Annotated in this window: 22 protein-coding genes and 1 pseudogene; 17 read left to right on the top strand and 6 right to left on the bottom strand. The window is 63.2% G+C overall.

Going from position 1 to position 26,052, the window contains the following annotated elements; translation table 11 throughout:
• From MOV63_RS25980 to MOV63_RS25910, 15 genes and pseudogenes are all read left to right on the top strand, one after another.
• Positions 1-778 (top strand): annotated as a pseudogene (locus tag MOV63_RS25980) (hypothetical protein); the annotation flags it as partial.
• A gap of 20 nt (positions 779-798) precedes the next feature.
• Positions 799-1,011, top strand: coding sequence for a hypothetical protein (locus MOV63_RS25975; RefSeq protein WP_247038228.1), 213 nt, complete (start codon positions 799-801; stop codon positions 1,009-1,011).
• 117 nt (positions 1,012-1,128) lie between these two features.
• Positions 1,129-1,395, top strand: coding sequence for a hypothetical protein (locus tag MOV63_RS25970; protein WP_038541320.1), 267 nt, complete (start codon positions 1,129-1,131; stop codon positions 1,393-1,395).
• A 49-nt stretch (positions 1,396-1,444) separates the two neighbouring features.
• Positions 1,445-2,116, top strand: a complete 672-nt coding sequence (locus MOV63_RS25965; protein WP_038541322.1) for a response regulator transcription factor — start codon at positions 1,445-1,447, stop codon at positions 2,114-2,116.
• Positions 2,117-2,123: 7 nt separating this feature from the next.
• Positions 2,124-3,530 (top strand): HAMP domain-containing sensor histidine kinase, encoded by a 1,407-nt coding sequence (locus MOV63_RS25960; protein WP_258719308.1) that lies wholly within the window; start codon positions 2,124-2,126, stop codon positions 3,528-3,530.
• A gap of 267 nt (positions 3,531-3,797) precedes the next feature.
• Positions 3,798-4,232 (top strand): hypothetical protein, encoded by a 435-nt coding sequence (locus tag MOV63_RS25955; RefSeq protein WP_247038226.1) that lies wholly within the window; start codon positions 3,798-3,800, stop codon positions 4,230-4,232.
• Positions 4,233-4,379: 147 nt separating this feature from the next.
• Complete coding sequence (gene ccmI / locus MOV63_RS25950; RefSeq protein WP_247038224.1) at positions 4,380-5,516, top strand: c-type cytochrome biogenesis protein CcmI; 1,137 nt, start codon at positions 4,380-4,382, stop codon at positions 5,514-5,516.
• Entirely contained in the window at positions 5,513-6,013 is a 501-nt protein-coding gene (gene ccmE, locus MOV63_RS25945) for a cytochrome c maturation protein CcmE (RefSeq protein ID WP_247038222.1), read from the top strand. The genes ccmI and ccmE overlap by 4 nt, the downstream gene beginning before the upstream one ends.
• A complete protein-coding gene (locus tag MOV63_RS25940) occupies positions 6,010-7,998 on the top strand; it encodes a heme lyase CcmF/NrfE family subunit (RefSeq protein ID WP_247038220.1) in 1,989 nt (662 codons plus the stop codon). Before ccmE ends, MOV63_RS25940 begins: the two co-directional genes overlap by 4 nt.
• Positions 7,999-8,192: 194 nt before the next feature.
• Entirely contained in the window at positions 8,193-8,627 is a 435-nt protein-coding gene (locus MOV63_RS25935; RefSeq protein WP_038541338.1) for a cytochrome c-type biogenesis protein, read from the top strand.
• 145 nt (positions 8,628-8,772) lie between these two features.
• Positions 8,773-10,353 carry a Do family serine endopeptidase gene (locus tag MOV63_RS25930; protein WP_247038217.1) on the top strand — a complete coding sequence of 527 codons (1,581 nt, stop codon included), beginning with the start codon at positions 8,773-8,775 and terminating at the stop codon, positions 10,351-10,353.
• A gap of 77 nt (positions 10,354-10,430) precedes the next feature.
• On the top strand, positions 10,431-11,189 hold the full coding sequence (locus tag MOV63_RS25925; protein ID WP_293408879.1) for a response regulator transcription factor: 759 nt from the start codon (positions 10,431-10,433) through the stop codon (positions 11,187-11,189).
• A gap of 9 nt (positions 11,190-11,198) precedes the next feature.
• Positions 11,199-12,608 carry a HAMP domain-containing sensor histidine kinase gene (locus MOV63_RS25920; RefSeq protein ID WP_157885227.1) on the top strand — a complete coding sequence of 470 codons (1,410 nt, stop codon included), beginning with the start codon at positions 11,199-11,201 and terminating at the stop codon, positions 12,606-12,608.
• Positions 12,609-12,640: 32 nt separating this feature from the next.
• Complete coding sequence (locus MOV63_RS25915; RefSeq protein ID WP_247038215.1) at positions 12,641-15,592, top strand: bifunctional [glutamine synthetase] adenylyltransferase/[glutamine synthetase]-adenylyl-L-tyrosine phosphorylase; 2,952 nt, start codon at positions 12,641-12,643, stop codon at positions 15,590-15,592.
• An 80-nt stretch (positions 15,593-15,672) separates the two neighbouring features.
• A complete protein-coding gene (locus tag MOV63_RS25910; RefSeq protein ID WP_247038213.1) occupies positions 15,673-16,449 on the top strand; it encodes an aminoglycoside adenylyltransferase family protein in 777 nt (258 codons plus the stop codon).
• Between the two features lie 32 nt (positions 16,450-16,481).
• Here MOV63_RS25910 and MOV63_RS25905 read toward each other — a convergent pair whose 3' ends face one another.
• Positions 16,482-18,824 (bottom strand): PAS domain-containing sensor histidine kinase, encoded by a 2,343-nt coding sequence (locus MOV63_RS25905; protein ID WP_051900058.1) that lies wholly within the window; start codon positions 18,822-18,824, stop codon positions 16,482-16,484.
• A 163-nt stretch (positions 18,825-18,987) separates the two neighbouring features.
• Positions 18,988-20,190, bottom strand: a complete 1,203-nt coding sequence (locus tag MOV63_RS25900) for an MFS transporter (RefSeq protein ID WP_247038211.1) — start codon at positions 20,188-20,190, stop codon at positions 18,988-18,990.
• Between the two features lie 120 nt (positions 20,191-20,310).
• Between MOV63_RS25900 and MOV63_RS25895 the strand changes: the two genes are divergently transcribed.
• The gene (locus tag MOV63_RS25895; RefSeq protein WP_247038210.1) at positions 20,311-20,874 is read left to right on the top strand and encodes a TetR/AcrR family transcriptional regulator; all 564 of its coding nucleotides are present in this window, start codon (positions 20,311-20,313) and stop codon (positions 20,872-20,874) included.
• Between the two features lie 16 nt (positions 20,875-20,890).
• Here the strand turns inward: MOV63_RS25895 and pepN are convergent, their stop codons facing one another.
• A complete protein-coding gene (gene pepN, locus MOV63_RS25890) occupies positions 20,891-23,539 on the bottom strand; it encodes an aminopeptidase N (RefSeq protein WP_247038208.1) in 2,649 nt (882 codons plus the stop codon).
• A 339-nt stretch (positions 23,540-23,878) separates the two neighbouring features.
• On the opposite strand from pepN, the gene MOV63_RS25885 reads away from it, so the two are divergent.
• A complete protein-coding gene (locus MOV63_RS25885; RefSeq protein ID WP_038585055.1) occupies positions 23,879-24,817 on the top strand; it encodes a DMT family transporter in 939 nt (312 codons plus the stop codon).
• 13 nt (positions 24,818-24,830) lie between these two features.
• Here MOV63_RS25885 and MOV63_RS25880 read toward each other — a convergent pair whose 3' ends face one another.
• The 3 genes from MOV63_RS25880 to MOV63_RS25870 form a co-directional block, all read right to left on the bottom strand.
• Positions 24,831-24,980 carry a hypothetical protein gene (locus MOV63_RS25880; protein ID WP_155414676.1) on the bottom strand — a complete coding sequence of 50 codons (150 nt, stop codon included), beginning with the start codon at positions 24,978-24,980 and terminating at the stop codon, positions 24,831-24,833.
• A gap of 27 nt (positions 24,981-25,007) precedes the next feature.
• Positions 25,008-25,199 carry a hypothetical protein gene (locus tag MOV63_RS25875; RefSeq protein ID WP_038585057.1) on the bottom strand — a complete coding sequence of 64 codons (192 nt, stop codon included), beginning with the start codon at positions 25,197-25,199 and terminating at the stop codon, positions 25,008-25,010.
• Positions 25,200-25,375: 176 nt separating this feature from the next.
• The coding region (locus tag MOV63_RS25870) for a uracil-DNA glycosylase family protein (RefSeq protein ID WP_247038206.1) at positions 25,376-26,052 on the bottom strand (677 nt) is incomplete at its 5' end.

The following is a 26,052-nucleotide window of genomic DNA, read 5'->3' as shown; positions in this document are numbered from 1 at the left end:
CGATCGGCCGGCGAGGTTGGGCGCTCTGGCCGCGTCGCTGACGGGCGGCATTGCCGGGCGCTTCGATCGTGGCCGGACGATCGAGATCGAACTGTTTTTCGGCGGGCTGTCGTCGGCGGACGAGCAGGCCGTACTGAACGGCGAAAACCGGATCGCGGTGAAGGCGGATAGCGGCGTCTGGGAGGTGATCGGCTTTGCCGATGCCGAGGAGATCAGCCCTAACCGCTGGCGTCTGTCGAACCTGTTGCGCGGGCTGGCGGGGACCGAGGACGCCATGCGGGCCGGCGCGGCTTCAGGGAATGCCGTCGTCGTGCTCGATGAGGCGGTGGTGCCGCTGGGGCTTGCGGCGGACGAACGCGGCCTTGCCCTGAATTGGCTGGCGGAAAGCTTAGGGCAGACGGGCGGACGGTTCGGCCCGCATGTCTTTTCGGGCGGTGTGCGTGCCGAAACGCCGTTATCGCCGGTGCATGTCCGCGCAGAACGGCAGGCGACCGGCGATGTCCGGCTGACCTGGGTGAGGCGCGGAAGGATCGAGGCTGACGGCTGGGACAGCGCGGAAATCTCGCTGGACGAGCCGGTCGAAGGTTACCGGCTGGAGCTTCTCGACGGCGCTTCCGTCAAGCGCGCGATCGAGGTCGCCGGGCCGGTTTTCATCTATCCGGCGGCCGACGAGATCGCCGATTTCGGTGGACCACTGGCAAGTCTTTCGCTGCGGATCCGGCAGATGGGCCGAGCGGTTCCGCTCGGCGTTCCGTTTGAAACAGTGGTTATGTTCTAAACTGAAACAAGGAGATAAGCATGGACGGCATGAAGGCATGGTATCAGTCGAAGACTGTCTGGGGTGGATTGATCGCGGTCGCTGCCGCGCTTCTGCAGATCACGGGAATAACGCTCGGAGCGGATATGCAGACCGATCTCGCAGATATTGCGGTAACGCTTGCGGGTGCGGCCGGCGGACTTTTTGCGATTTATGGGCGTGTCGCGGCCCAGAGCGGAATCAGGGGAAAATAGCCTCCTGAAGGAAAGCGTTACGGACCATTCATTTGCCATTCAGCCGCCTTTAGCTACATAATCCATCACATGCTTTGGACTTGAATCCTGTTTGTCTTGTGAGTGGAAATTGTAACCATGGCGCGACTGCCAATCATCGCGATATTGACCGCCGGCCTGGCCGGTTTCTCCGGCTTCGTGCCGGAGAAGGTCTCCGCGCGTGATTATCTCGTCCTCGTCGCAGGCGATTGCGGGTCGGCTGCGTCTCGCGTGGTGCGGGAAACCGGCGGCGAGCTTCTTTCCGCTCAGCCCTCCTCCGATGGCCAGACCTGCGTCGTGACGGTGCTCGTTCAGGGCGATGGCAATCAAAGACCGCGTAAGGTGACCGTCAGGGTTCCGATGTAAAGCGGGGTCGGCGGCATCAGTCGCCGGCATATCATTCGAGGGGCGGTGCATGCGCATTCTGGTGGTCGAAGACGACGTCAATCTCAATCGGCAGCTCTCCGACGCCCTGAAGGAGTCGGGTTATGTGGTCGATCAGGCCTTCGATGGCGAGGAAGGCCATTATCTGGGCGAAACCGAGCCTTATGACGCGGTGATCCTCGATATCGGCCTGCCGGTCATGGACGGCATCACCGTCGTCGAGAAATGGCGTGCCGGAGGCAAGGGCATGCCGGTTCTGATGCTGACCGCTCGTGACCGCTGGAGCGACAAGGTGGCGGGCATCGATGCCGGGGCCGACGACTATGTCGCAAAGCCCTTTCATGTGGAGGAAGTGCTGGCCCGTGTTCGGGCGCTGATCCGCCGGGCGGCGGGGCATTCATCCTCCGAAATCGTCTGCGGGCCCGTGCGGCTCGATACCAAGGCTTCCAAGGCGAGCGTCGAAGGCGTCGCCCTGAAGCTCACCTCGCACGAATTCAGGCTGCTGTCCTACCTGATGCATCACATGGGGCAGGTCGTTTCCCGCACCGAGCTTGTGGAGCATATGTATGACCAGGATTTCGACCGCGATTCCAATACGATCGAAGTTTTCGTGGGCCGGCTTCGCAAGAAGCTCGGGGTCGACCTCATCGAAACGGTCCGCGGACTCGGTTACAGGATGCAAGCGCCAAACGATGCGCGTTAAATTCCGAATGATCGGACCAAGATCGCTGACTGCCCGCGTGCTGCTTCTGGCCACGTTGTGGTCAGCGCTGGCCCTGGTGGTCATTTCGATCGTCATCTCGCAGCTCTACCGGCAATCGGCGGAACGCGCCTTCACCGACCTCCTGCGCGCCCAGCTCTATAACGTCATCAACTCGATCACGATCGGCGACGACAACAAGCTCGCCGGCAGCCCGCAACTCGGCGACCTGCGCTTCTCGCAGCCCGAGACCGGCTGGTACTGGATCATCGAGCCGCTCGGCACGTTTGCGGCGACGCCGCTTTCCTCCTCCTCGCTCGGCACGTCGAACATCAGCGTGCCGTCGATCCTGGCGGTGCCCTTCAACAATCGCTACGAGCGCTTTTACCCGGCCATCGACGCCTACAAGAACCATGTCCTCGTCGCCGAGACGGAGGTGGTGCTCGATGGCGAAGGCCGCGCCGCGCGCTTCCGCGTCTCGGGCAACCTCGCGGTCGTCGAGGAGGATATCCAGGCCTTTACCCGCAGTCTCTACATTGCGCTTGCCGTTTTCGGTTTCGGCAGCCTGGTCGTCAACGGCCTGGCGATCCTTTACGGATTGCAGCCCCTCGACGGCGCGCGGCGCTCGCTCGAAAGGGTCCGGCGCGGCGAGGCGGAGCGGCTGGAAGGCGAGTTTCCACGCGAGATCATGCCGCTTGCCAGCGACATCAACGCGCTGATCGAAAGCAACCGCCGCATCGTCGAGCGGGCGCGCATGCAGGTTGGTAACCTCGCCCATTCGCTGAAGACGCCGATCGCGGTTCTGCTCAATGAATCGCGTGCCGTGGAAAAGGTGCAGTCGGACATGGTGCGATCGCAGGCGGAGGGGATGCAGGCGCAGGTGCAATCCTATCTGAACCGGGCGCGCATCGCCGCCCAGCGCGAATCCCTGCTCGCCCGGACCGAGCTCGAGCCTGTGCTGGAACGGCTGGTCAGGGTGATGCGCCGGCTCAATCCGGAAAAGGAATTCCACCTCTCGGTTTTTCCGCCGGGCGTAGCGCTTGCCATGGAACAGCAGGACGTCGAGGAGACTATCGGCAACCTGCTCGAAAACGCCGCGCGCTTCTGCGAGACCGGGGTGTGGATCACCGCCACGCCGACATCCGGCCCTCAATCCGGCGAGGGCGAAACTGCGCGCCGCTCCTGGGTCGAGGTCGCTGTCGAGGACGACGGCCCGGGACTGGAGCCGGATCAGATCCGCGAGGCGATGAAACGCGGCAGGCGGCTCGACGAGAGCAAACCGGGCGCCGGGCTCGGACTTTCCATCGTGCGCGAGATCACCGGCGAGTATCAGGGTTCGGTCGAGCTGACGCGCGGGACGCGCGGTGGCCTCAGAGCGCAACTTCTGCTTCCGGGTGTCGCCAAGGAAGCTCCCTGATTGTCGCAGGTCTCGTACTCAGCCCTTCGGGACTGTTGCCGATCGGCAACGCTGGCCTATTCCCTGCCTTTGGTTATGGACGGATGGATCGCCTGCTATATCTTTGCCCGAACGGACCTTCCTATGATCGTCTGCTAATGTGCGGGAGACTGAACGATCGCCGGATTTGTATGTTTTCCCAGTGACGCCATAATGATGCCATGCCGGGACCGGACCAGTCTCGGCACGATTTCCGAAGAAAGCGAGCCGCGACCGGTTTCCGACACGATGCGATTATTGAACCTCCGAAATACCGTTTCATCGCTTATGGTTGCTGGCCTGCTGGCCGGCTGCGGCACGACTTCGGCAACCGGCCCCGGAGGTGCACGCGGCCTGCTTTCGCCGCGGCCTTCGCCTTCGACCTCCTATATTTCCGCTCTTCAGGGGGGCATCGTCGGACGGAGCGGGGCGACGCTTTCGGCAAGCGACCGGTCACGCGCCCTCGAGGCGGAATATCGCGCCCTGGAAGGGGCAACCGGCGGCGAAGCAGTCACCTGGAAGGGTGACGACGCGAACGGCCAGGTGGTCGCCAACGCTCCCTATCAGGTCGGCACCCAGAACTGCCGCCAGTATCGCCATACTGTGACCATGGATGGCCGCGACATGACGGCGCGGGGCGCCGCCTGCCGCAATTCAAACGGCACGTGGACGCCGCTCACCTGATTTCCTCTGCTGCTGTTTGACATGGGTCATGGCCGCCGGATCGGATTGAGCCCATATGAGGCTTGAACTTGCGGCCAAACGCCTCAAATTCGCGTCAACGCCGGCTGCGCTGTTGGAAAGCACGAGCCGTTGCAGTAATGGGCCACTATGGTTTTATGGATCATCCTCGCAGCTCTGACGGCGGCCGTTGCGGCAATCCTCATCCTGCCCTTCGCCCGAGCCACCAAAATAGCGTCTGCTGACCGTGCCGGAGAGGTCGCCGTCTATCGTGACCAGCTGGCCGAACTGGACCGGGACCGAGCCCAGGGCCTGATCGAGCCGCAAGAGGCCGAATACGCCCGCGCGGAGATCGGCCGCCGGCTGCTGGCTGCGGCCGGTGCCGGGCAAGCCGAAGGGATTGCCGCTCCGAAGACGCGCAAACATCGGCTCGCTACCGCCGTCGTCACGCTGGTTCCGCCCGTCGTCGGGCTCTGTCTTTACCTGGTGCTCGGCAATCCAGGGCTGCCGGACCAGCCGCTCGAAGCGCGGCTTGCCAATCCCGGCAACAATGTCGCGCTGCTGGTCGCCAAGGCCGAGCGGCATCTCGCCGAAAACCCCAATGACGGTGCCGGCTGGGACCTGCTCGCGCCGATCTATTTGCGCTCCATGCGGCTCGGCGATGCTGAAATGGCCTATCGCAACGCGATCCGCATCCTCGGGGCCAATCCTGTGAGGCTCGCCGGGCTCGGCGAAACGCTGGTCGCATCGAATGACGGGATCGTCACCGAGGACGCGCGTTCTGCCTTCGAGCAGGCGGTGAAGCTCGATCCGGACAATCCACGGTCCCGCTTCTATGTCGGCCTCGGCTTGGAGCAGGCGGGGAGGGCGGCAGAAGCAAGGGCGCAGTTCGAAACGATTGCCAAAGCCTCGCCGGCCGACGCGCCGTGGATGCAGCTCGTCAACCAGCATATCGCCAAGAACGGCGGCACCATCATGCCCGGACGCGACACGGCGCGGGCGCCGGGAAATCCGAACCAGGCGGATGTGGCGGCAGCCGAAACCATGTCGCAGGGCGATCGGCAGGCGATGATCCGCGGCATGGTCGACAGCCTTGCGGAACGGCTGAAGCAGGATCCCAATAATCTCGAGGGCTGGGTGAGGCTGGTGCGCTCCTATTCCGTGCTCGGAGATAAACCCAAGGCAGAAGCGGCGTTGAAGAGCGGCCTCAAGCAGTTCCCGTCATCAGGAGAATTGGTGGCGCTGGCCAACGAGATGGGGCTTGCCGTCGAAGGAGTGGCCCAATGACCCGCAAACAGAAGCGGCTGGCGGTGATCGCGGGCGGCATGAGCTTCATCCTCGTCGCGGTGCTGCTCGTCATGTTCGCCTTCAGCCAGTCGGTCGCCTATTTCTTCATGCCGGCCGATCTTGCCAAGGCGGACATCAAGCCCGGCACCCGCATCAGGCTTGGCGGGCTGGTGGCCGAAGGCTCGGTGAAGCGCGGCCAGGGCTCGACCGTGAGCTTTACTGTGACGGACGGCACGGGCAATGTGCCGGTCACCTATACGGGCATCCTGCCGGACCTGTTTCGCGAAGGCCAGGGCGTGGTGACCGAAGGCGCGTTCGATGCGGCATCGCATGGTTTCGTGGCCGACAGCGTACTTGCCAAGCATGACGAAAACTACATGCCAAAGGAAGTCGCCGACCGGCTGAAGGCGCAGGGCGTCTGGAACGAAGGCCAGGGGAAACAGGGCCAGGCCAATCAGGGAAAACCCGGCGGTGCCAAGGGAGCGGTCACGCAATGATCATCGAGATCGGCCATTATGCGCTTGTGCTGGCGCTTGCGACCTCCCTCATCGTCTCGGTCCTGCCGGTGATCGGCGCAAGGCGCGGCGACTTGGCGATGATGGCGCTGGCGCCGACCGGCGCGCTGGTGCTGTTCGCGCTCGTCGCCTTTTCTTTCGGCGTGCTGACCTGGGCCTATGTGGTCTCGGACTTCTCGGTGATGAACGTCTGGGAGAATTCCCATTCTCTGATGCCACTGATCTATAAATTCTCGGGCGTCTGGGGCAATCACGAAGGTTCGATGTTGCTCTGGCTGCTGATCCTGGTGTTCTTCAGCGCACTCGTCGCTGTCTTCGGCCGCAATCTGCCGGATACGCTGCGGGCTAATGTTCTGGCCGTCCAGGCTTGGATTTCGACCGCCTTCCTGTTCTTCATCCTTTTGACTTCCAATCCATTCCTTCGCCTCAATCCGGCACCGGCCGAAGGGCAGGACCTCAATCCGGTGCTGCAGGATTTCGGCCTGGCGGTTCATCCGCCGCTTCTCTACCTCGGTTATGTCGGCTTCTCGGTCTGCTTCTCGTTCGCCGTCGCGGCGCTGATGGAAGGCCGCATCGATGCCGCCTGGGCCCGCTGGGTGCGGCCCTGGACGCTGGCCGCCTGGACCTTCCTGACCGCCGGCATCGCCATGGGCTCCTACTGGGCTTACTACGAACTCGGCTGGGGCGGCTGGTGGTTCTGGGATCCGGTCGAGAACGCCTCCTTCATGCCCTGGCTCGCGGGCACGGCGCTCCTTCATTCCGCGTTGGTCATGGAAAAGCGCGAAGCCCTGAAGATCTGGACCGTGCTTCTGGCGATCATGACCTTTTCACTGTCGCTGCTCGGCACCTTCCTGGTACGGTCGGGCGTGCTGACCTCGGTGCATTCGTTTGCGACCGATCCGACCCGCGGCATCTTTATCCTCTGCATTCTCGGCATCTTCATCGGCGGCGCCTTCGCGCTGTTTGCCTGGCGGGCGCCGATGCTGAAGGCGGGCGGCATCTTCGCGCCGATCTCGCGCGAGGGCGCGCTGGTGCTCAACAACCTGATCCTGACGGTGGCGACTGCAACGGTGCTGACCGGCACGCTCTATCCGCTGATCCTCGAAACGCTGACCGGCGAAAAGATCTCGGTCGGGGCGCCGTTCTTCAACATGACCTTCGGCCTGCTGATGCTGCCGCTGCTGGTCGCCGTGCCGTTCGGGCCGGTGCTCGCCTGGAAGCGCGGCGATCTCCTGGGCGCCCTGCAGCGGCTCTATGCCTTCGCCGGCCTGGCGCTGGCAGCAGGCCTTGCCTTCTTCTATATCCAGAATGGCGGGCCGGTTCTGGCGATCTTCGGCCTGGTGCTCGGCTTCTGGGGCATGATCGGTGCGTTCGCCGATCTCTGGTATCGCGGCAATTTTGCCAAGGTCGGGCTGTCGGTCGGGCTGAAGCGGCTGGCCGGCCTGCCGCGTTCGGTGTTCGGCACGGCGATCGCCCATTTCGGGCTCGGCGTCACGGTGCTTGGAATTTTCGCGGCGACGACTTTCGGCACCGAAACGGTGGTCGAGATGAAGCAGGGCGCTACCGTCGATATCGGCGGCTATTCGCTGACCTATGACGGGCTGCGCGATGCGGTCGGGCCGAACTATACAGAACAGCGTGGCCATTTCGCCGTCAGCCGCGGCGGGGTTCAGGTGGCGGATGTCTGGTCGTCGAAGCGACTCTATACGGCGCGGCGCATGCCGACGACGGAGGCCGGCATCCTCACCTTCGGGCTCAGTCAGCTGTACGTCTCGCTCGGCGACGCGATGGACAGCGGTGGCATGGTGGTGCGCATCTGGTGGAAGCCGTTCATCCTCTGCATCTGGGGCGGCGCCTTGGTGATGATGTTCGGCGGGTTCGTGTCGCTGACTGATCGGAGACTGCGCGTGGGCGCGCCGAGCCGGAAGGCGAAGCCGGTCAAGGCGCGGCTGGAGGCAGCGGAGTGAAGAGGAGTTCAAGCACGTCACCCCCCTCTGCCCTGCCGGGCATCTCCCCCTCAAGGGGGGAGATCGACTCGTTGCAACGTCTTGCCCATAGCGAACGTAGAGATCGGAGCGATGCCGACGCGTCTTGCCAATCTCCCCCCTTGAGGGGGAGATGCCCGGCAGGGCAGAGGGGGGTATTCTGGGTCGCTCTTGCAATGATTTTGGCTCTCCTAGCCCCCCTCCCGGCCTTCGCCGTCAACCCCGACGAAGTGCTCTCCAACCCGGTGCTCGAACAGCGCGCCCGAAATCTTTCGGCCCAATTGCGCTGCATGGTGTGCCAGAACCAGTCGATCGACGACTCCAATGCGGAGCTTGCCCGCGACCTGCGCGTGCTGGTGCGGGAGCGATTGACGAACGGCGACACGGACGATCAGGTGATCGACTACGTCGTGTCTCGCTACGGCGAATTCGTGCTCCTGAAACCGCGCCTCGGTGCCAAGACGATCATTCTCTGGGCAACACCCATCCTGCTACTGCTGGTCGGTGCAATCGCGATACTGGTCTTCGTCCGCACCCGTCCAAGCCAACGCGCAGTTGCGGTGCTTTCGGCCGAGGAGCAGGCGCGTATTGAAGAGCTTCTGAAAAAGTAGCTGCCTGAAACAGGCACACGCGAACATTACGAATATTTCATTCGTCCGCCACCTGCAGTTAACCTCAGAGCGCCTATATCTTTGTCATCCACCGCTTGGCCAACCTCCGGCCATCACGACTGAAGAGAAGAAGGTAGCTTAAAACATGCGCAATATCGGACGTCCCTCTCTGAAGACCGTCTTGAAGACCACCACGGTTGCTGGTCTTGCCGCGGTCATGCTCTCGAGCGGCATCCCGGCTCAGATCACGCAGTCCTTTGCTGCTCCGGTCAGCGTCACCGCACCGCAGGCCCCGAGCTTTGCCGATGTCGTTTCGGCTGTTTCTCCCGCCGTCGTTTCCGTCCGTGTCCAGTCCGATGCCCAAGCCGTTTCCGATGACACCAGTTCGTTCAGTTTCGGCGGCCGTGGCTTCGATCAGCTTCCCGACGACCATCCGCTGAAGCGGTTCTTCCGTGAATTCGGCGGCCAGATGCCCGGCGCTCCGGGCGACCGCAACAACCGCAACCAGGATCGCGCCGATCGCAACGGCCCGCGGGGCCAGGACAGCAATCGTCCGCACCGCCTGCGCCCGACCGCCCAGGGCTCCGGGTTCTTCATCTCCGAAGACGGCTACGTCGTCACCAACAACCACGTCGTTTCCGACGGCTCGGCCTACACGGTCGTTTTGAACGACGGCACGGAACTCGAAGCCAAGCTGGTCGGCAAGGACAGCCGCACCGATCTCGCCGTGCTCAAGGTCGACGCCACCAGCCGCAAGTTCACCTATGTCAATTTCGCAGACGATTCGAAGGTCCGGGTCGGCGACTGGGTGGTTGCCGTCGGCAATCCGTTCGGCCTTGGCGGCACGGTCACCGCAGGCATCGTTTCGGCCCGCGGCCGCGACATCGGCTCCGGCCCCTATGACGATTACATCCAGGTGGACGCGGCCGTGAACCGCGGCAATTCCGGCGGCCCGACCTTCAACCTCTCGGGCGAAGTGGTCGGCATCAACACCGCGATCTTCTCGCCGTCGGGCGGCAACGTCGGCATCGCCTTCGCAATTCCGTCTTCGACCGCCAAGGATGTCGTTGCCAACCTGATGAAGGACGGCAAGGTCGATCGCGGCTGGCTCGGCGTGCAGATCCAGCCGGTCAACCAGGATATCGCCGACTCGCTCGGCCTGAAGGAAGCGTCGGGCGCTCTCGTCGTCGCTCCGCAGGAAGGCTCTCCGGGCCAGAAGGCCGGCATCAAGGAAGGCGACGTGATCACTGCCGTCAATGGCCAGCCGATCAAGGATGCCCGTGATCTCGCCAAGCGGGTTGCCGCGTTCGGCCCGAATACCAAGGTCGAGGTCGATCTGTGGCGCGACGGCAAGGCGCAGAAGATCCCGGTCACGCTCGGCAACCTCCAGAGCGACGAAGCCGCCAAGGCCGAGCCGAAGCAGCCCGACGCTCCGGCTCCCTCCAGCGACAAGGCGCTTGCCAGCCTCGGCATCACCGTCGCTCCTGCCGAGGACGGTTCCGGTCTCTCGGTCACCGATGTCGATCCGGACAGTGAAGCCGCAGCCCGCGGCCTGAAGACTGGGGAAAAGATCGTCTCGGTCAACAACCGCAAGGTCACCAGCGCCGCCGACGTCGGCAAGGTTCTCGACCAGGCTCGCAAGGACGGCCGCACCCGCGCGCTGTTCCAGGTGGCCGGCGAAGGCAATAGCAGCCGTTTCGTTGCCCTGCCGATCAATGAAGGCTGATTTCTAAAAAGTAGGTCGCAAGATCGAGGGCGCCGCCGGCAACGGTCGGCGCCCTTTTTCCTTCCATGGAGCGTGTGATGGAAACGGATACCCGATATTCTGCCGGTGCCGCAGATTCCCGTAGTGCAAAGGCGGGCGCGGACGCTATTGTTCCGCACATGAAGATTCTGGTGATCGAAGACGACCTGGAGGCCGCGGCCTATATGACCAAGGCCTTTCGCGAGGCCGGGATCGTGGTCGACCACGCAAGCGACGGCGAGAGCGGCCTGTTCATGGGGACCGAAAATTCCTACGACGTGATGGTCATCGACCGCATGCTGCCGCGCCGCGACGGGTTGTCCGTCATCAGCGAATTGCGCAAGCGCAGCATCAATACCCCGGTGCTGATCCTCTCGGCGCTTGGCCAGGTGGACGACCGCGTAACCGGCCTGCGCGCCGGTGGCGACGACTACCTGCCGAAACCCTATGCCTTTTCCGAGCTGCTCGCCCGCGTCGAAGTGCTCGGCCGCCGCAAGGGCACCCCTGAACAGGACATGGTCTACCGGGTCGGCGATCTGGAACTCGACCGGCTGTCGCACGAGGTGAAGCGCGCCGGCAAGGAAGTGCTTCTGCAGCCGCGCGAATTCCGCCTGCTCGAATATCTGATGAAGAACGCCGGCCAGGTGGTCACCCGCACCATGCTGCTCGAAAACGTCTGGGATTATCATTTCGATCCCCAGACCAATGTCATCGACGTGCATGTCTCCCGGCTGAGATCGAAGATCGAGAAGGACTTCGAAAAGCCGCTTCTGAAGACTATTCGCGGCGCCGGCTACATGATCAAGGACGAGGGGTAAGCCGAGTTGCTGGCACGTGCCCGCCTGATGTTCCGCTCGACGGCCGTGCGGCTGTCGGCGCTCTATATCCTGCTCTTCGCCTTGTGTGCGGCATTCCTGGTCATTTACGTGACGGCGATGTCCGAACGGTTGTTGGCGCAGCAGACGCGCCAGTCGCTGCAAGAGGAAGTGCAGGAGATACAGCGCGCCTATGAACGAGGCGGCGTCAGCCTTCTCCTGCGGATGATGGAGCGCCGGGCCCGCCAGCCGGGCGCCAACCTCTATGTGATCGCGGGGCCAAACGGCGAAATGCTCGCCGGAAACGTCGCCGCGGTGCAGCCCGGCGTGCTCGACGAGCAGGGCTGGACGGAAATTCCCTTCACCTACGAACCCTATACCGAATCGGATCGACCTGGCCGGCATCTCGCCACGGCGAACGTGCTCCGCCTCGACAACGGCCTGCGGCTGCTGGTCGGTCGCGATCTCGGCGACCCGAGCCGCTTCCGCGGTATCGTACGCCGGGCGCTGATGGTGGCGCTGGCCATCATGGGCGTCGGAGCGCTGGTGATCTGGTTCGGCATCGGCCGCAATGCGCTGAAACGCATCGACCGGATGTCGGCGGCGAGCCAGAAGATCATGGCCGGCGACCTGTCGCAGCGCCTGCCGGTCGGCAAGTCCGGCGACGAATTCGACCGGCTGTCGGATTCGCTGAATGCCATGCTCGGTCGTATCGAGAAGCTGAACGAAGGCCTGCGGCAGGTTTCCGACAACATCGCGCATGACCTGAAGACGCCGCTGACGAGATTGCGCAACAAGGCGGCCGATGCGCTGGGCGAAGATCGTGCGGACGTGCGCCGGACAGCCCTCGAAGGCATCATCGCCGAGTCCGACCAGCTCATCCGCACCTTCAACGCGCTTCTGATGATCTCCCGTGTCGAGGCCGGATCGATCGCGGCGGAAATGTCGGATGTCGATCTGTCGGCGATCTCCGCCGACAGCGCCGAGCTTTATGAACCCGCGGCTGAGGAAGCGGGCCTGTCGCTGACCACCGAGCTCGAACCGGGGCTCGTGGTCCACGGCAACCGCGAACTCATCGGCCAGGCGATCTTCAACCTCCTCGACAACGCCATCAAATACGCCTCCGAGGCAAAGGACGCGGCGCATATCCGCGTTCGCCTCGCGCGAAGCGACGGCACGCTCAGGCTCTCCGTCTGCGACAACGGTCCCGGCATTCCGGCCGACAAGCGCGGCGAGGTGACCAAGCGGTTCTTCCGGCTGGACGAAAGCCGCTCCAAGCCCGGCACCGGCCTTGGCCTCTCGCTGGTCGAGGCGGTGATGGAATTGCATGGCGGCTCGCTGGAACTCTCCGCCACCGATGAGGCGAACACCGCGGCGCCCGGCCTGACGGTCACCATGGTCTTTCCTGCGCCGAAGCCCTAAGTTTGGCCAGGGAAGAATCACGGGAGGTGCCAGTGTCGGAGACCGGAAACCGGCTCGATGCGGTAAAAGCGGAGGTGATCCGCCCGCTGAACCAGGCGGAAGCCAAGGCAGCGATGGCGGCCTTGAAGGATATCGGCAAGTCCGAACCTTCCGTCGCGGAACTGCTTGGTAAGGATAGCGCGCTCAAGGATTTCATCACCGCTGCCTTCACCCTCTCACCTTACCTGCGGGATACCGCGGTCATTACGCCAAAGCTTTTGACGATCGCAATCATCGAGGCGCTGGAGCCGACGCTGGAGCGTTTGGTGGATACGGCCCGCCGGGCCTGGCAGAAGAAGGATGGCAAGTCGCCATCCGAAAACGAGGTGATGTCGGCTCTGCGTGCTGGCAAGCGTGCCTTGAGCTTCCTCGTTGCGCTCGCCGATCTCGCCCGCATCTTTTCCGCCAGGGACACGACGCGCTGGCTGAGCCTGTTTGCCGAAGCCTCCGTCGCCGCGGCGATCGATCACCTACTGGTCGCCGGTCACGAGAGCGGCAAACTGAAGCTCGCCGACCTCGAAGAGCCGAGCAAGGGCTCGGGCCTGATCGTGCTCGGCATGGGCAAGCTCGGCGGCCGCGAGCTCAACTATTCCTCCGACATCGATATCGTCGTCTTCTTCGACCCCGAAACGGGCATCCTTGCCGACCCGCTCGACGGGTCGGAAGTCTATGGCCGGATGATGCGCCGCCTGATCCGCATCCTGCAGGAACGCACGGCCGACGGCTATGTGTTCCGCACCGACCTGCGCCTGCGCCCGGATCCCGGTTCGACGCCGCTCGCCGTCTCGCTCGACGCAGCACTGATCTATTACGAGGGCCGCGGTCAGAACTGGGAGCGGGCGGCCTTTATCAAGGCGCGGCCGATCGCCGGCGACATTGCCGCTGGTGAAAATTTCATGCGGCTGCTCACCCCCTTCGTGTTCCGCAAATATCTCGACTACGCGGCGATCGCCGACATCCATTCGATCAAGCGGCAGATCCATGTGCACAAGGGCCATGGCGCAATCGCCGTGAAGGGCCATGACGTCAAGCTCGGTCGCGGCGGCATTCGCGAGATCGAGTTCTTCGCCCAGACCCAGCAGCTGATCGCCGGCGGCCGCATGCCGCCCTTGCGGGCGCGCGAAACGGAGGTGGCGCTGAAGGCGCTCGCCGAGGCCCGGTGGATCGCGCCTGACATCGCCGCCGAATTGACCGAGGCTTACTGGTTCCTGCGCGATGTCGAACACCGCATCCAGATGGTCCGCGACGAGCAGACCCATAACCTGCCGGAAACCGAGCCCGAACTGAAGCGCATCGCCTTGATGCTCGGTTTCGCCGACACCGCCGGGTTTTCCGCAAGGCTCGAATATGTGCTGAAGACCGTCGAGAAACGTTATTCGCGGCTGTTCGAGCAGGAGGCAAAGCTGTCCGGCGGCGACGGCAATCTCGTCTTTACCGGCCAGCAGGACGATCCGGGCACGCTGAAGACGCTTGCCTCGCTCGGCTTCGAACGGCCGGCCGACATTTCCCGCGTTATCCGCACCTGGCATTACGGCCGCTATCGCGCCACCCAATCCGCCGAGGCGCGCGAGCGGCTGACCGAACTGATGCCGGCGCTGCTCATGGCGTTCGGCGAGAGCGAGCGTGCCGACGAGGCGCTGCTGCGGTTCGACAGCTTCCTGAACGGCCTGCCGGCCGGCATCCAGCTCTTCTCGCTGATCGGCAACAATCCGCCGCTGCTCGCGCTGCTCGTCACGATCATGTCCTCGGCGCCGCGGCTTGCCGATATCATCGCATCCAAGCCGCATGTGTTCGACGGCATGCTGGACCCCGGCCTGATGTCCGAACTGCCGACCCGAGATTATCTCTCCTATCGCCTGACCGCATTCCTCACCGCCGGCCGGCATTACGAGGAAAAGCTCGACCGGCTGCGCATCTTTGCGGCCGAGCAGCGGTTCCTGATCGGCATCCGGCTGCTGACGGGGGCAATCTCGGGTGCCCAGGCGGCGCGCGCCTTTACCCATCTCGCCGACCTCCTGATCGACGCCGCCCTGAAGGCGGTGACCGCAGAAATTCGCAGTGCCCACGGCCTCTATCCGGGCGGCCGCGTCGCCGTCATGGGCATGGGCAAGCTCGGAAGTTTCGAGCTGACCGCCGGCTCCGACGTCGATCTCATCCTGCTCTACGACTATGACAATGAAGCCACGGAAAGCGAAGGCGACAAGCCGCTCGATTCCAGCCGTTATTTTACCCGCCTGACCCAACGGCTGATCGCGGCACTTTCAGCGCCAATGGCCGAGGGCGTGATCTTCGAGGTCGATCTTCGCCTGAGACCCTCCGGAAACAAGGGGCCGGTCGCCACCCGCATCAACGCCTTCGGCAAATACCAGCGCGAAGAGGCCTGGACCTGGGAACACATGGCGCTCACCCGCGCCCGGCTGATCTGCGGCGAAGAAAGCCTCGCCGACGAAGCGAAGGGCATGATCGGCGAAGTGCTGTCGACCAAGCCCGATATCGCCAGGATCGCCAAGGACGTGGCCGAGATGCGCGTGCTGATCGACAAGGAAAAGCCGCCGCGTGACATCTGGGATTTCAAGCTCATTCCAGGCGGCCTGATCGATATCGAGTTCATCGCCCAGTATCTGCGCCTGATTGCGCCAGCCAAAGGCGTAGCGCCCGATACCTACGGGTTCAGCACCGAGGAAGCCCTGAAGGCGCTCGGCGAAAAACTGATGAAGCCCGGCGATCTCGATACCTGCATCGAGGCGCTACGGCTATTTACCGAACTGTCGCAGATCGTCCGGCTCTGCGTCGATGGACCTTTTGATCCAGGTGATGCACCCGCCGGGCTTGTCGAGCGCGTCTGCCGGGCAGGGGATTGCCCGGATATCAGGACGCTGGAGGGCGAGGTGAAGCGTCTGTCGAAGGCGGTGCGGGCGGTGTTCGGGGCGGTCGTCCGGAAATGACGGTTTGTGCGATTCCGCACCGACCGCTACGCTATTGTCACCCCCAATGATCGACGCACGAGACGCGGAAGCAAGTGGTTATGGATGACGATGCGGTGATAATCCCCATCGAAGCTCAGCAAGCGCTCCGTATTGCCCGGGAATGTTTCGGAGGCGCGCTCGTTGCCGCCTATCTGCACGGCTCGGCGGTCGCCGGCGGATTGCGACCGGATAGCGACGTGGACATCATGGTGATTGTCGATCGACCGACGACGCATATCGAGCGCGAACGTCTGATGACCTCGCTCATGAAGATTTCAGGGCATCCGGCGGATGGTAGCGGTCGGCGCCCCATCGAGCTGATCGTTTTCCATCGGGACGATCTTGCCGTGTCCGACTATCCGCCGCGGAGCGAATTCGTCTATGGCGAATGGCTGCGCGAGGCGTTCGAGGCGGGCCACGTCCCCCAACCGGTCAGGGATCCGGAACTGACCGTACTGCTGGCCCAGGCGAGGCTGAAGGCAAAGACATTGGCCGGTCCGGACGCTCCTGAACTACTGCGGGTCATCCCGGAGGCCGACCTGCGGCGGGCGATCGGAGATGCGCTTCCTGCCTTGCTCGGGTCGCTCCATGGCGACGAGCGCAACGTCCTGCTGGCACTCGTACGCATGTGGCGTACGCTCACAACGGGAGAGATCGTTCCAAAGGATGCCGCAGCCGATTGGGCGGTATCCCGGTTGCCGAGAGAGGCCGCGGCACTGGTCATCTGCGCGCGCGATGGCTATCTGGGGACGGAGAAGGACGATTGGTCTCACCGTCGACAACAAGTCCATCGGGTAGCCGAGGACCTGAGCGGACGCATCGTGGCACTGCTGTAGTCATATGGTTGCGTAGCTGTCGGGGAATTGACCTACGCTACCCGCTTGCGACTAACCAGCATGGGCTGGTCAGGGATCAGCAGCGAGACGACGGTGCCTTCGCCGACCCGTGAGCGGATTCGCATCTTGCCGCCGTGCAGGCCGATCAGCGAGCGGGAAATGGCAAGTCCCAATCCCGAACCGCCCTTGCTCTTGGCATATTGGCTCTGCACCTGCTCGAACGGCTGGCCGATCTTGTTGAGCGCGTCCATCGGGATACCGATGCCGGTATCGGCGATCGTCAGCAGCACCCCTTTTTCCAGTTTGCGGGCACGCAGCTCGATCCTGCCGCCGTGGTTGGTGAATTTCACCGCGTTGGAGAGAATGTTGAGCATCACCTGCTTCAGCGCGCGGCGGTCGGCCACCATGTGGAGGCTGTCGCACAGGCGCTGATGGATGGCGATCTCCTTGTCCTGGGCGGAAATCGTGGTCAGCCGCAGGCTTTCCTCGATCAGCGGCTTCAGGTCGACCGCCTCGCACTGGATGCGCATATGGCCGGCCTCGATCTTCGACATGTCGAGGATGTCGTTGATGACATTGAGCAGATGTTTGCCGCTGTCGTGGATGTCCTTGGAATATTCCGAATATTTCGGCGAACCGAGTGGCCCGAACATGCCGTTGGCGAGGATTTCCGAGAAGCCGAGGATCGCATTGAGCGGCGTTCTGAGCTCGTGCGACATGTTGGCGAGGAATTCCGACTTGGCCTTGTTGGCGGCCTCGGCGCGCTCCTTCTCCGCCTGATAGTTGGCATTGGCGACCGAGAGCTCGGATTTCTGGCGCTCCAGCTTCTTCTGCGAGGAGGAAAGGTCGCCGATCGTCGCCATCAGCCGGCGCTCGCTGTCGCGCAACCGCTCCTGGTGGCGTTTCAGCAGCGTGATGTCGGTGCCGACCGAGACCAGGCCACCGTCGCGGGTGCGGCGCTCGTTGATCTGCAGCCAGCGCTCGTCGGCGAGCTGCACTTCGGTGGTCCGCGAAAGGCCGCTGCCGTCTGGATCGGCGACGCGGCGTTCGATCACCGGGCGGGCGGCAGCCGAATTGACCGCGTGCCGTTCGGTGCCGGGCACCAGCACGCTGTCGGGCAGGCCGTAAGCCTGCTGGAAATGGGTGTTGCACATCACCAGCCGGTCGTTCTTGTCCCAGAGCACGAAGGCTTCCGACGTGCATTCGATCGCATCCGCAAGGCGCTGGTCGGCCTCGGCGTAACGCTGGGCGAGGCGGTGCTGTTCGGTCACGTCCATGGCGATGCCGATGACATGGGTGCGGCCCTGGCTGGTCTTCACCAGCTGGGCGCGGGCGCGCATCCACACGTAATGGCCGGCCGCATGGCGCATGCGAAAAACCTGGTCGACCTGTTTGGCATTGCCGCGGCTGATGGCGCGGGCGAGCGCATAGATGTTGCCGTCGGTCGGGTGCATCATCCGGGCCGCGTCGGTAAACGAGATGACATTGCCGGCGGGGGGCAGGCCGAGCATCTCGTACATCGATCCCGACCAGAACAGTCGCCGGTTGCTGACATCGAAATCCCACAGCCCGCAACGGCCGCGCGACAATGCGGTCTCGATACGCAGATTGGATTCGACGAAGGTCTCGTCGGCCTCGCGGGCGCGTTTCACCTGCATGTAATAGGCGTAGAGGATGATCAGCAGGATCGCCGAGATGCCGGTGAAAAGCGTGACGTTGAGCGAGACGTCGTGCCGCCATGCAAGATTGATGCTCTCCAGCGAATAGGCCGCCACAATCAGCACACCTTCGGTGCCGACCGCCTCGATGGCCGCGTAATGCGGAATTTCGCCGAAATAGGTCTCGATCACGCCGCTCTCGTCGCCGAACCGCCTGAGCGCGGCGGTCTCCGGCAGGACGGAGGTCAGGCGCCTGCCGATATAGCTGGTCGCCTGCTTGGTGCCGCCGAAGATACGGCCGGTTTCGTCGACGAAAAGAAAGAACGCGTCCGCCCCCAGCCGCTCCTGCGGCAGGAAGGCGGCGAGGCGTTTTTCCGCTGCAGCGCGGTCGCGGCCGATGAGCGCCGTCGCATCACCGGCAAAGGCAGCACTTGCAGTGGCCGCCATCAGAGCGGTCGATTGCCGAGCGGCGTTTTCCATCCGCGTGTATTCGGAGACGATGCCGAGGACGCGGGAGGCAGCGACAACGGTGAGGAATGCGATGATGAGAAGAGGGATCGAACGCTTGAGAACCAGCTCCACCCGCGGCAGCTGCCGTGCGATGGGTTTGACGGAAAGCCGCGCCTCGTCAGGAATGACCCGCCGCAAATTTCCAAGGCTCGGAAATTTAAGACGCAGCCGCCCCTCGGCCGCGGTTGCCCGCTGCACGTCCGACATGGTTTTCATGGTGTCCCTCATGGTGATTCGGCGCGCCGCTCGCCCGAATCTGCCTTAATGAATCATTAGTGATTCTTCGTGTCCAGAGGCTTGCTAAGATTTTTTTAACGTTTTGATTCAATTGCGAATCGGAAGAGTCCCGCAGGGCGGCAAACCGGCCGTCTCAGGAGACAGCCGGGCTTTCGGAAAGGCTGGTGCGGGTGGCCGCGATCGAAATCACCGCCAGCGTGATGATTGCACTGCCATAGACATACGCGGTATTGGAGAGGCCGAGCGTAGGCGCGATCAGTCCTGCGGCGATCGCGGGGATCGAGAAAGCGAGGTAGCTCTCGACCAGGAAGGCCGCGAACAGGCCGGCGCGTTCATGGCTTTCGGCAAGCGGCAGGACGATCTTCAGAATGTTCGAGAAGATCGATCCGAAGCCGAGGCCGGCGGCCGCGGTGCCGAGGAAGAGGAGCCCGACGGCCTCAAGGTATACCCCGGAGAGCGTGATCAGGACGCCGATGATCAGCGTGGTCGCGCCGGTGAAGAGAACCCGCTGGGGCGCCCATGTGCGGAAGATGAAGACCGAGGCGGTGGCGCTGAGCATCAGCGCGGCGACGACCGTGCCGCCGACGAACGGTGAGGTAATGCCGGTCACAACGGCGACCAGCGTCGGCATCAGCGACAGATAGAAGCCCCCGAGCGCCCATCCGGCGATATTGACCGGCGTGACCTTCAGAAGCGTCGCGCGGGCCCGCTGCGGTACGCTGATATGCGGGCGCATGGCGGCGAGCGCTCCTGGCCGTCCGGTGATCGTCTCCGGCATGAAGGCAAGCGCGATGATGCCGGCCACCGTCGCGATGAAAAGAAGCGCGTAGATGAGATGCGTCGGCGCGGGCGCGAAAGCGACGAGCGTGCCGGCGGCAAGCGTGCCGACCATCAGGCCGAGAAAGGCGGTGATGCTGTTGAGCGTCGAGCCTCTGCGCTTGTCGGTATCGAGGATCGTCGCCCCGAAGGTCGGAAAGGCGATGCCGGTCGCGAAACCCTGGACGATACGGCCGACAAGCAGCGTCGTGCCCGACTCAGCCAGCATGAAGACGATCAGCGCCGCGGCATTGAAGATCAGCGCCAGCAGGATCAGCGGCCGGCGGCCGAGATAGTCCGAAAGCCCGCCGACCGTTAGAAGCGCCGCGAGCAGCGCGAAAGAATAGGAACCGAAGATCAGGGTGATCATCGCTGGGGAGAGATGAAAGATCTGCTGATAGAGATGGTAGAGCGGCGTTGGTGCGCTGCTGGTCGCGGAGATCAGCACCGCGAAGATGAAACTGTAGACCGTCATCCGGAAGGCGGATGGGGAATTGGGCGAGGGGAGGATACTGCTCATGGCGGTTCACCTTAACGCAATTTTTTAGCGTTAGCCGGATATAGTTGCATTGCCGGATTAATGCAATATCTTTGCATTAAGGAGTTTCATATTCCGGCATGTGCCGGCAAGGAGAACAAAATGGCCAGGGAAATGGTGCGCCAGGGTGGGCGCAGTGCGCGCATCCAGTCGGAGGTGCATCGCACGGTACGGGATATGCTGAAGACCATGGATCGCGGCGCGATCACTGTGCCGATGATCGCCGAAAAATCCGGTGTGACGCCGTCGACCATCTATCGCCGCTGGGGGGATCTGTCCGAACTGTTGGCGGATGTCGCGGTCGCGCGCATGCGGCCGGTTGCCGACCCGGAAGACACCGGCGCGATGGGATCCGACCTCGAAACCTTCATTCTCCAATATGCCGAGGAGATGTCATCCAAGGTTGGCCGCTCGATGCTGGCGGACGTGCTGGGCAGCATGGAAGGCGCCGCGGCGGGCCGTTGCTGCCAGTTCACCTATGATCACCTGGAGACCTTGCGCGAGCGCGCCCTGACGCGCGGCGAGAAAGCCTTCGACGTGAGCGAAGCGATCGACGCCGTCATCGCGCCGATCATCTACCACATCCTGTTCCGCGACCGCGAACTGACGATCGACTATTGCCGCTCGCTGGTCTCCCGCTTCCTGGAAAAATGCGCCGGCGCTTGAAGCCGGCGCTTCAGGCTCAACCTTTCAGCATCCGCTCGACGATGTCGCGCACGTCGGTCGAAAGCGTTGCTGCCTGTTCGATCGTGGTCAGCGCTGCGCGCGCATGATCGGCGCGCTGCGGTTCCAGCGACCGCCAGGAGCGCATCGAGGTCAGGATGCGGGCGGCGAGCTGGGGATTGCGCGGATCGATCGAAAGGATCTGCTCGGCCAAGAACCGGTAACCTTCGCCGTCGGCCCGGTTGAAGCCGGTCGGGTTGCCGAAGGCGAACGTGCCGATCAGCGAGCGCACCCGGTTCGGATTGCTGGCGATGAAGCGCGGGTTTTCCATCAGCGCCCTGACGCGGGCAAGCGCACCTGCACCGGGAATGGTCGCCTGGGTCGAGAACCACTTGTCGACGACAAGAGCGTTGCCGTCGAAGCGTGCGAGGAACGTGGCGAGCGCGTTTGTCGTTTCCGGCGCGTCCGGGAAACGATGGGCAAGCACCGCCAGCGCCTGGGCGAGATCGGTCATGTTGTCGGCGGATGTGAAGGCTGCGGCCGCGCGGGCCGGCGTTCCTTCCGCATAGGTGAGGTAGGACAGCGCGGTGTTGCGCAGCGAGCGCTTGCCGGCACTAGCCGCATCCGGCGTGAAGGCGCCGTCGACCTTCATGTCCTCGAACAGGCGCAGGAAGATCTTGGTTCCGGCCTTGGCGATCTCCGAAAGAATGGCGTTGCGGCCCGCATGGATCGCATCGGGGTCGTTGTTGCCGCCGAGTTCGCGGGCAATGTCGGCCTCGCTCGGCAGCGCCAGCGCCTGGGCGCGGAAGGCGGGTTCGAGCGTCTCATCGCCGGCGGCTTCCAGAAGGGCCGCGACGAAAGACGGATCGCAGGCGATTTCCTTGCCGTCACGCGCGTCGCGCGCCGCCTGCATCAGATTGGGCAGGGCAAGGTCGGTCAGCGCCTGCCAGCGGGCGAAGAGATCGGTGTCGTGGCGGGCGATATGGGCAAGATCGGCCGGCGTCTGGTCGAGATGCAGGTTGATCGGCGCCGAGAACGAACGGTTGAGCGACAGGACCGGACGGGAGGAGACGCCCGAGAAGGTAAAGCTCTGCCGGCGCTCGGTCAGGTGCAGCACGTCGCCGGTGACTTCGCCACCCGCGACCTTGGTCGGCACTGCCGCCGAGCCGTTGTCGAGGATGAGCGCGAAGGAGAGCGGGATGTGCATCGGTTCCTTGGCCGTCTGGCCAGGGGTTGCCGGGATCATCTGCTCGAGCGATAGCTTGAAGGTGCCGCTTGCCTGGTCATAGTCGCTCGACACGGTGACAAGAGGCGTGCCGGCCTGGTGATACCAGAGCGAGAACTGCGTAAGGTCGCGGCCGCTCGCATCCTCGAACGACTTGACGAAATCCTCGACCGTCACGGCCTGGCCGTCATGGCGTTCGAAATAGAGGTCCATGCCAGCCTTGAAATCGTCGCGGCCAAGCACCGTGGCGATCATCCGGGTGACTTCCGAACCCTTTTGGTAGACGGTGGTCGTGTAGAAATTGTTGATTTCACGGTATTTGGTCGGGCGGACCGGATGCGCGAGCGGGCCTGCGTCTTCCGGGAACTGTTCCGACTTCAGGTGCCGCACCTCGGCGATGCGCTTGACGGCACGCGAGCGCTGGTCGGCGGAAAACTCGTGGTCGCGATAGACCGTCAGGCCTTCCTTGAGGCAGAGCTGGAACCAGTCGCGGCAGGTGATGCGGTTGCCGGTCCAGTTGTGGAAATATTCGTGGGCGATGATCGCTTCGATATTGGCATAGTCCTGGTCGGTCGCGGTTTCCGGGTCGGCCAGCACGTACTTGTCGTTGAAGACGTTTAGGCCCTTGTTCTCCATGGCCCCCATGTTGAAGTCGGACACGGCGACGATCATGAAGATGTCGAGGTCGTATTCGCGGCCGAACCGCTCCTCGTCCCATTTCATCGAGCGCTTCAGCGCGTCCATGGCGTAAGCCGCGCGCGGCTCCTTGCCGTGCTCCACATAGATCTTCAGCGTCACCTCGCGCTCGGACATGGTGACGAACGTGTCCTCGACCACGCCGAGATCGCCGGCAACCAGCGCGAACAGATAGCTCGGCTTCGGATGTGGATCGAACCAGGCGGCGAACGCGCGGCCTTCGTCATAGCCGGCTCCCCCTAAAAAGTTGCCGTTCGACAGCATGACCGGGTTGGCCGCCTTGTCGCCGATGATGGTGATCGTATAAGGCGCCAGCACGTCCGGGCGGTCGGGGAAATAGCTGATGCGGCGGAAACCTTCCGCCTCGCACTGGGTGCAGTAGATCCCGTTGGTGCGGTAGAGGCCCATCAGCTGGCTGTTGGCTTCCGGATTGATATAGGTGGTGACGGTGATTTCGAACGGAGATTCGGCCGGCAGGTCACGGATCGTCAGGCTTTCCGGCGTCACATCGTATTGCGCCGCAGGCACTTCGTTCTGGTCGAGCAGCAGTCCAGACAGCGTCAGTTCGTCGCCATCCAGCACCAGCGGCGCCGAGAGGTCGACACCTTCGCGCCGGTGGAAGATCAACCGCGCATCAACCTTGGTGTTGGTGGGGTCGAGTTCGAAGGTCAGATCGACGCGTTCCAGGACGAAGTCGGTGGGGCGGTAATCTGCCAGATGAACGATCTGGCCCGTATCTGTTCGCATGTTGCTTCCTGAACCGGCTCTTCAAATTGGTGTCGGGAGCCTCGCAGCACTCCCGTCGAACTGGCACACACCCGTCGCCGCGCGGATAATTGCACGCAATGCTAAACGATTGTTGAAACTTTGGCTAAAATAAAGCGTCATTTCGATCCAGTATATGTCGCGCAACCTTTCACAAGGTCACGGATATTGATCGACCTATCACCAGATTTGATCCCCCTCACGGCACTTTTCCGTTACTTTGCCGCCAAACTGAATCTCCCGGATTGCCTCTCCACCACGTCCTGTCAGCGCGGATCGGATTTCCGCCAAAATTCCCCCAGAAATCTCCATGAGTTGTTGATGTCCGCCGATGCCCTGAATCCCCTGCGCGGGATCATGTTCAAAGTCACCTCCGTGGTGATCTTCGTGATGATGCAGACCTGTATCAAATCGGCAGGTCCCGATATTCCGGCCGGACAGATCACCTTCTACCGCTCCGCCTTCGCGCTCGTGCCGATCATGGTCTATCTCGCCTTCCAGGGCGAGTTGCGCGGCGCCTTCCACACGAACAGCCTGACCGGCCATGTGAAGCGCGGCTTTCTCGGCATCCTGTCGATGGTTTTCGGATTCTACGGCCTGGTCCACCTGCCTATGCCGGATGCGATCGCGATCGGTTATTCCTCGCCGCTCCTGGCCGTGGTCTTCGCGGCGATCTTCCTGAAGGAGACGGTGCGCATCTACCGCTGGAGCGCAGTCATGGTCGGCATGGTCGGGGTGGTGATCATCTCCTGGCCGAAGCTCACCATGTTCGAACAGGGCGGAATGGGTTCGGAACAGGCGATGGGCGCCGCCTCCGTCATCCTCTCGGCAGTGCTGGCCGGCTTTGCGATGATCCAGACACGCCAGCTGGTGCGCACCGAAAAGACGGCGACGATCGTGCTCTATTTCTCGCTGTCGGGGGCGCTGTTTTCTCTTGCGAGCCTGCCTTTCGGCTGGGCGGCGCTGACGATGCCGGAAAAGCTTTTTCTGATTGGCGCCGGCTTTTGCGGCGGCATCGGCCAGATCCTGCTGACGGAAAGTTACCGCAACGCGGATGTCTCGACGGTGGCGCCGTTCGAATACACCTCGATCCTGCTCGGGATCGGCATCGCCTATGTTCTGTTCGGAGATGTGCCGACGGCGGCCATGCTGGTCGGAACGGCGATCACTGTGTCGGCGGGGATTTTCATCATCTACCGCGAGCACCAGCTGGGGCTCGAGCGGAAGGCGGCGCGCAAGGCATCGCCGCCGGGGGCTTGATCAAGCCGGAGGTTTAGAGCGGAATGGCCGCGGTGACCGGATTGGTCTCGGCGCAGGCGCGCGCAGCGCCCGCACGGCTATATTCGCGCGAGGCGTTCACGGCAGCGCCGATATGAGAAAAGTTCTCACGCAGGATGCGGATCGGGTGGAAAATGGCCGTCATGGCTGATGCTTCCCTGGTGCCGCGCGATCAACGTTCGCGGAAATCGTTGAAGATCGAAGCGGGACGGGTGATGCCGACCGGACGCGCCATGGCGCAGGAGGTCAGCTGTTCGTTCGTCGCAGAGCCGAAATGGTGATAGCCCTTCGTCGAGCGCGGCGACAGGCCGGCGATGCGAAGAGTTTCGAAACCCGAATGGATCGGGCGGAAGCGGGTCGTCATTGGCCTTGGTTCCTTAAACCTAGAATTCCTCCCAAGACACACCACTTATATTGCAGCGCAACATCGATTCTGCAATGCAGCGAAACGCCGCGCTGCCATGCGTGGGTTGCATGGCAGCCTTCATATTTCCGTAACCTTAAGCAAATTTTGGGCAATTTTGCCTGAAATGCGGGCATTCAGTGCCCGGAAAACCGCATTTTGAACATCAGCAGGTCCTGCCAGGCCAGCGCCTTGTTGGCGGGTGCCGCCAGCAGTTCCTGCGGATGCAGCGTGGCGATCGCCGACACGGTGATTCCGCCGAAGGAGAGATCGCGCCATTCGCCGCGCATCGAATGGATCGTGCCATTGCCGCCGAAGAAGAAACGGGCGGGAAAATTGCCGAGCAGCAGCAGCAGTTTCGGTTCGGCGAGCGCCACCTGGCGCTCCAGGAACGGCCGGCAGATATCCATCTCGGCCTGCGAGGGCATGCGGTTACCCGGCGGCCGCCAGGGGATGACATTGGTGAGCAGAGCGCCATCGCGGGAAAGCCCGATCGCGCCGAGCATGCGGTCCAGCAACTGCCCCTGCCGCCCGGAGAAGGGAATGCCGTCCCGGTCGTCGTCCGCATTCGGCATCGGGCCGATCACCATGATGCCGGAAGCGGGATTGCCGCTCGCGAATACCGTGTTGCGCGCGCCGTTCTTCAGGTTGCAGCCGTTGAAGGCTTCGAGCGCGGTTTTGAGCTCGTCGAGCGACCGGGCGCTTTCGGCCGCCAATCGCGCCGAGGCGACGGCCTGTTCGTCTGGTACCGATACGGGCGCGGAGGCGGGTGGAGGTGCTGACGCGCGCCCCGCCGGTGCGGCCCGTTTCGGCG

The sequence above is a fragment of the Neorhizobium sp. SHOUNA12A genome, assembly GCF_023006505.1.
In the GTDB taxonomy this organism is placed as follows: Bacteria; Pseudomonadota; Alphaproteobacteria; order Rhizobiales; family Rhizobiaceae; genus Neorhizobium.
The sequence above is the reverse complement of the archived record's forward strand: the minus strand, read 5'-3'. Positions and strand labels throughout refer to the sequence as shown.

Coding starts and splice junctions, on each gene's coding strand:
- MOV63_RS25885 (WP_038585055.1), top strand. CDS start 23,879: ATGTCCGCCGATGCCCTGAATCCCCTGCGCGGGATCATGTTCAAAGTC.
- MOV63_RS25910 (WP_247038213.1), top strand. CDS start 15,673: ATGGATGACGATGCGGTGATAATCCCCATCGAAGCTCAGCAAGCGCTC.
- MOV63_RS25875 (WP_038585057.1), bottom strand. CDS start 25,199: ATGACGACCCGCTTCCGCCCGATCCATTCGGGTTTCGAAACTCTTCGC.
- MOV63_RS25880 (WP_155414676.1), bottom strand. CDS start 24,980: ATGACGGCCATTTTCCACCCGATCCGCATCCTGCGTGAGAACTTTTCT.
- MOV63_RS25900 (WP_247038211.1), bottom strand. CDS start 20,190: ATGAGCAGTATCCTCCCCTCGCCCAATTCCCCATCCGCCTTCCGGATG.
- MOV63_RS25965 (WP_038541322.1), top strand. CDS start 1,445: ATGCGCATTCTGGTGGTCGAAGACGACGTCAATCTCAATCGGCAGCTC.
- MOV63_RS25975 (WP_247038228.1), top strand. CDS start 799: ATGGACGGCATGAAGGCATGGTATCAGTCGAAGACTGTCTGGGGTGGA.
- MOV63_RS25960 (WP_258719308.1), top strand. CDS start 2,124: ATGATCGGACCAAGATCGCTGACTGCCCGCGTGCTGCTTCTGGCCACG.
- MOV63_RS25930 (WP_247038217.1), top strand. CDS start 8,773: ATGCGCAATATCGGACGTCCCTCTCTGAAGACCGTCTTGAAGACCACC.
- MOV63_RS25925 (WP_293408879.1), top strand. CDS start 10,431: ATGGAAACGGATACCCGATATTCTGCCGGTGCCGCAGATTCCCGTAGT.
- MOV63_RS25940 (WP_247038220.1), top strand. CDS start 6,010: ATGATCATCGAGATCGGCCATTATGCGCTTGTGCTGGCGCTTGCGACC.
- MOV63_RS25970 (WP_038541320.1), top strand. CDS start 1,129: ATGGCGCGACTGCCAATCATCGCGATATTGACCGCCGGCCTGGCCGGT.
- ccmI (WP_247038224.1), top strand. CDS start 4,380: ATGGTTTTATGGATCATCCTCGCAGCTCTGACGGCGGCCGTTGCGGCA.
- pepN (WP_247038208.1), bottom strand. CDS start 23,539: ATGCGAACAGATACGGGCCAGATCGTTCATCTGGCAGATTACCGCCCC.
- MOV63_RS25895 (WP_247038210.1), top strand. CDS start 20,311: ATGGCCAGGGAAATGGTGCGCCAGGGTGGGCGCAGTGCGCGCATCCAG.
- MOV63_RS25905 (WP_051900058.1), bottom strand. CDS start 18,824: ATGTCGGACGTGCAGCGGGCAACCGCGGCCGAGGGGCGGCTGCGTCTT.
- MOV63_RS25955 (WP_247038226.1), top strand. CDS start 3,798: ATGCGATTATTGAACCTCCGAAATACCGTTTCATCGCTTATGGTTGCT.
- ccmE (WP_247038222.1), top strand. CDS start 5,513: ATGACCCGCAAACAGAAGCGGCTGGCGGTGATCGCGGGCGGCATGAGC.
- MOV63_RS25935 (WP_038541338.1), top strand. CDS start 8,193: ATGATTTTGGCTCTCCTAGCCCCCCTCCCGGCCTTCGCCGTCAACCCC.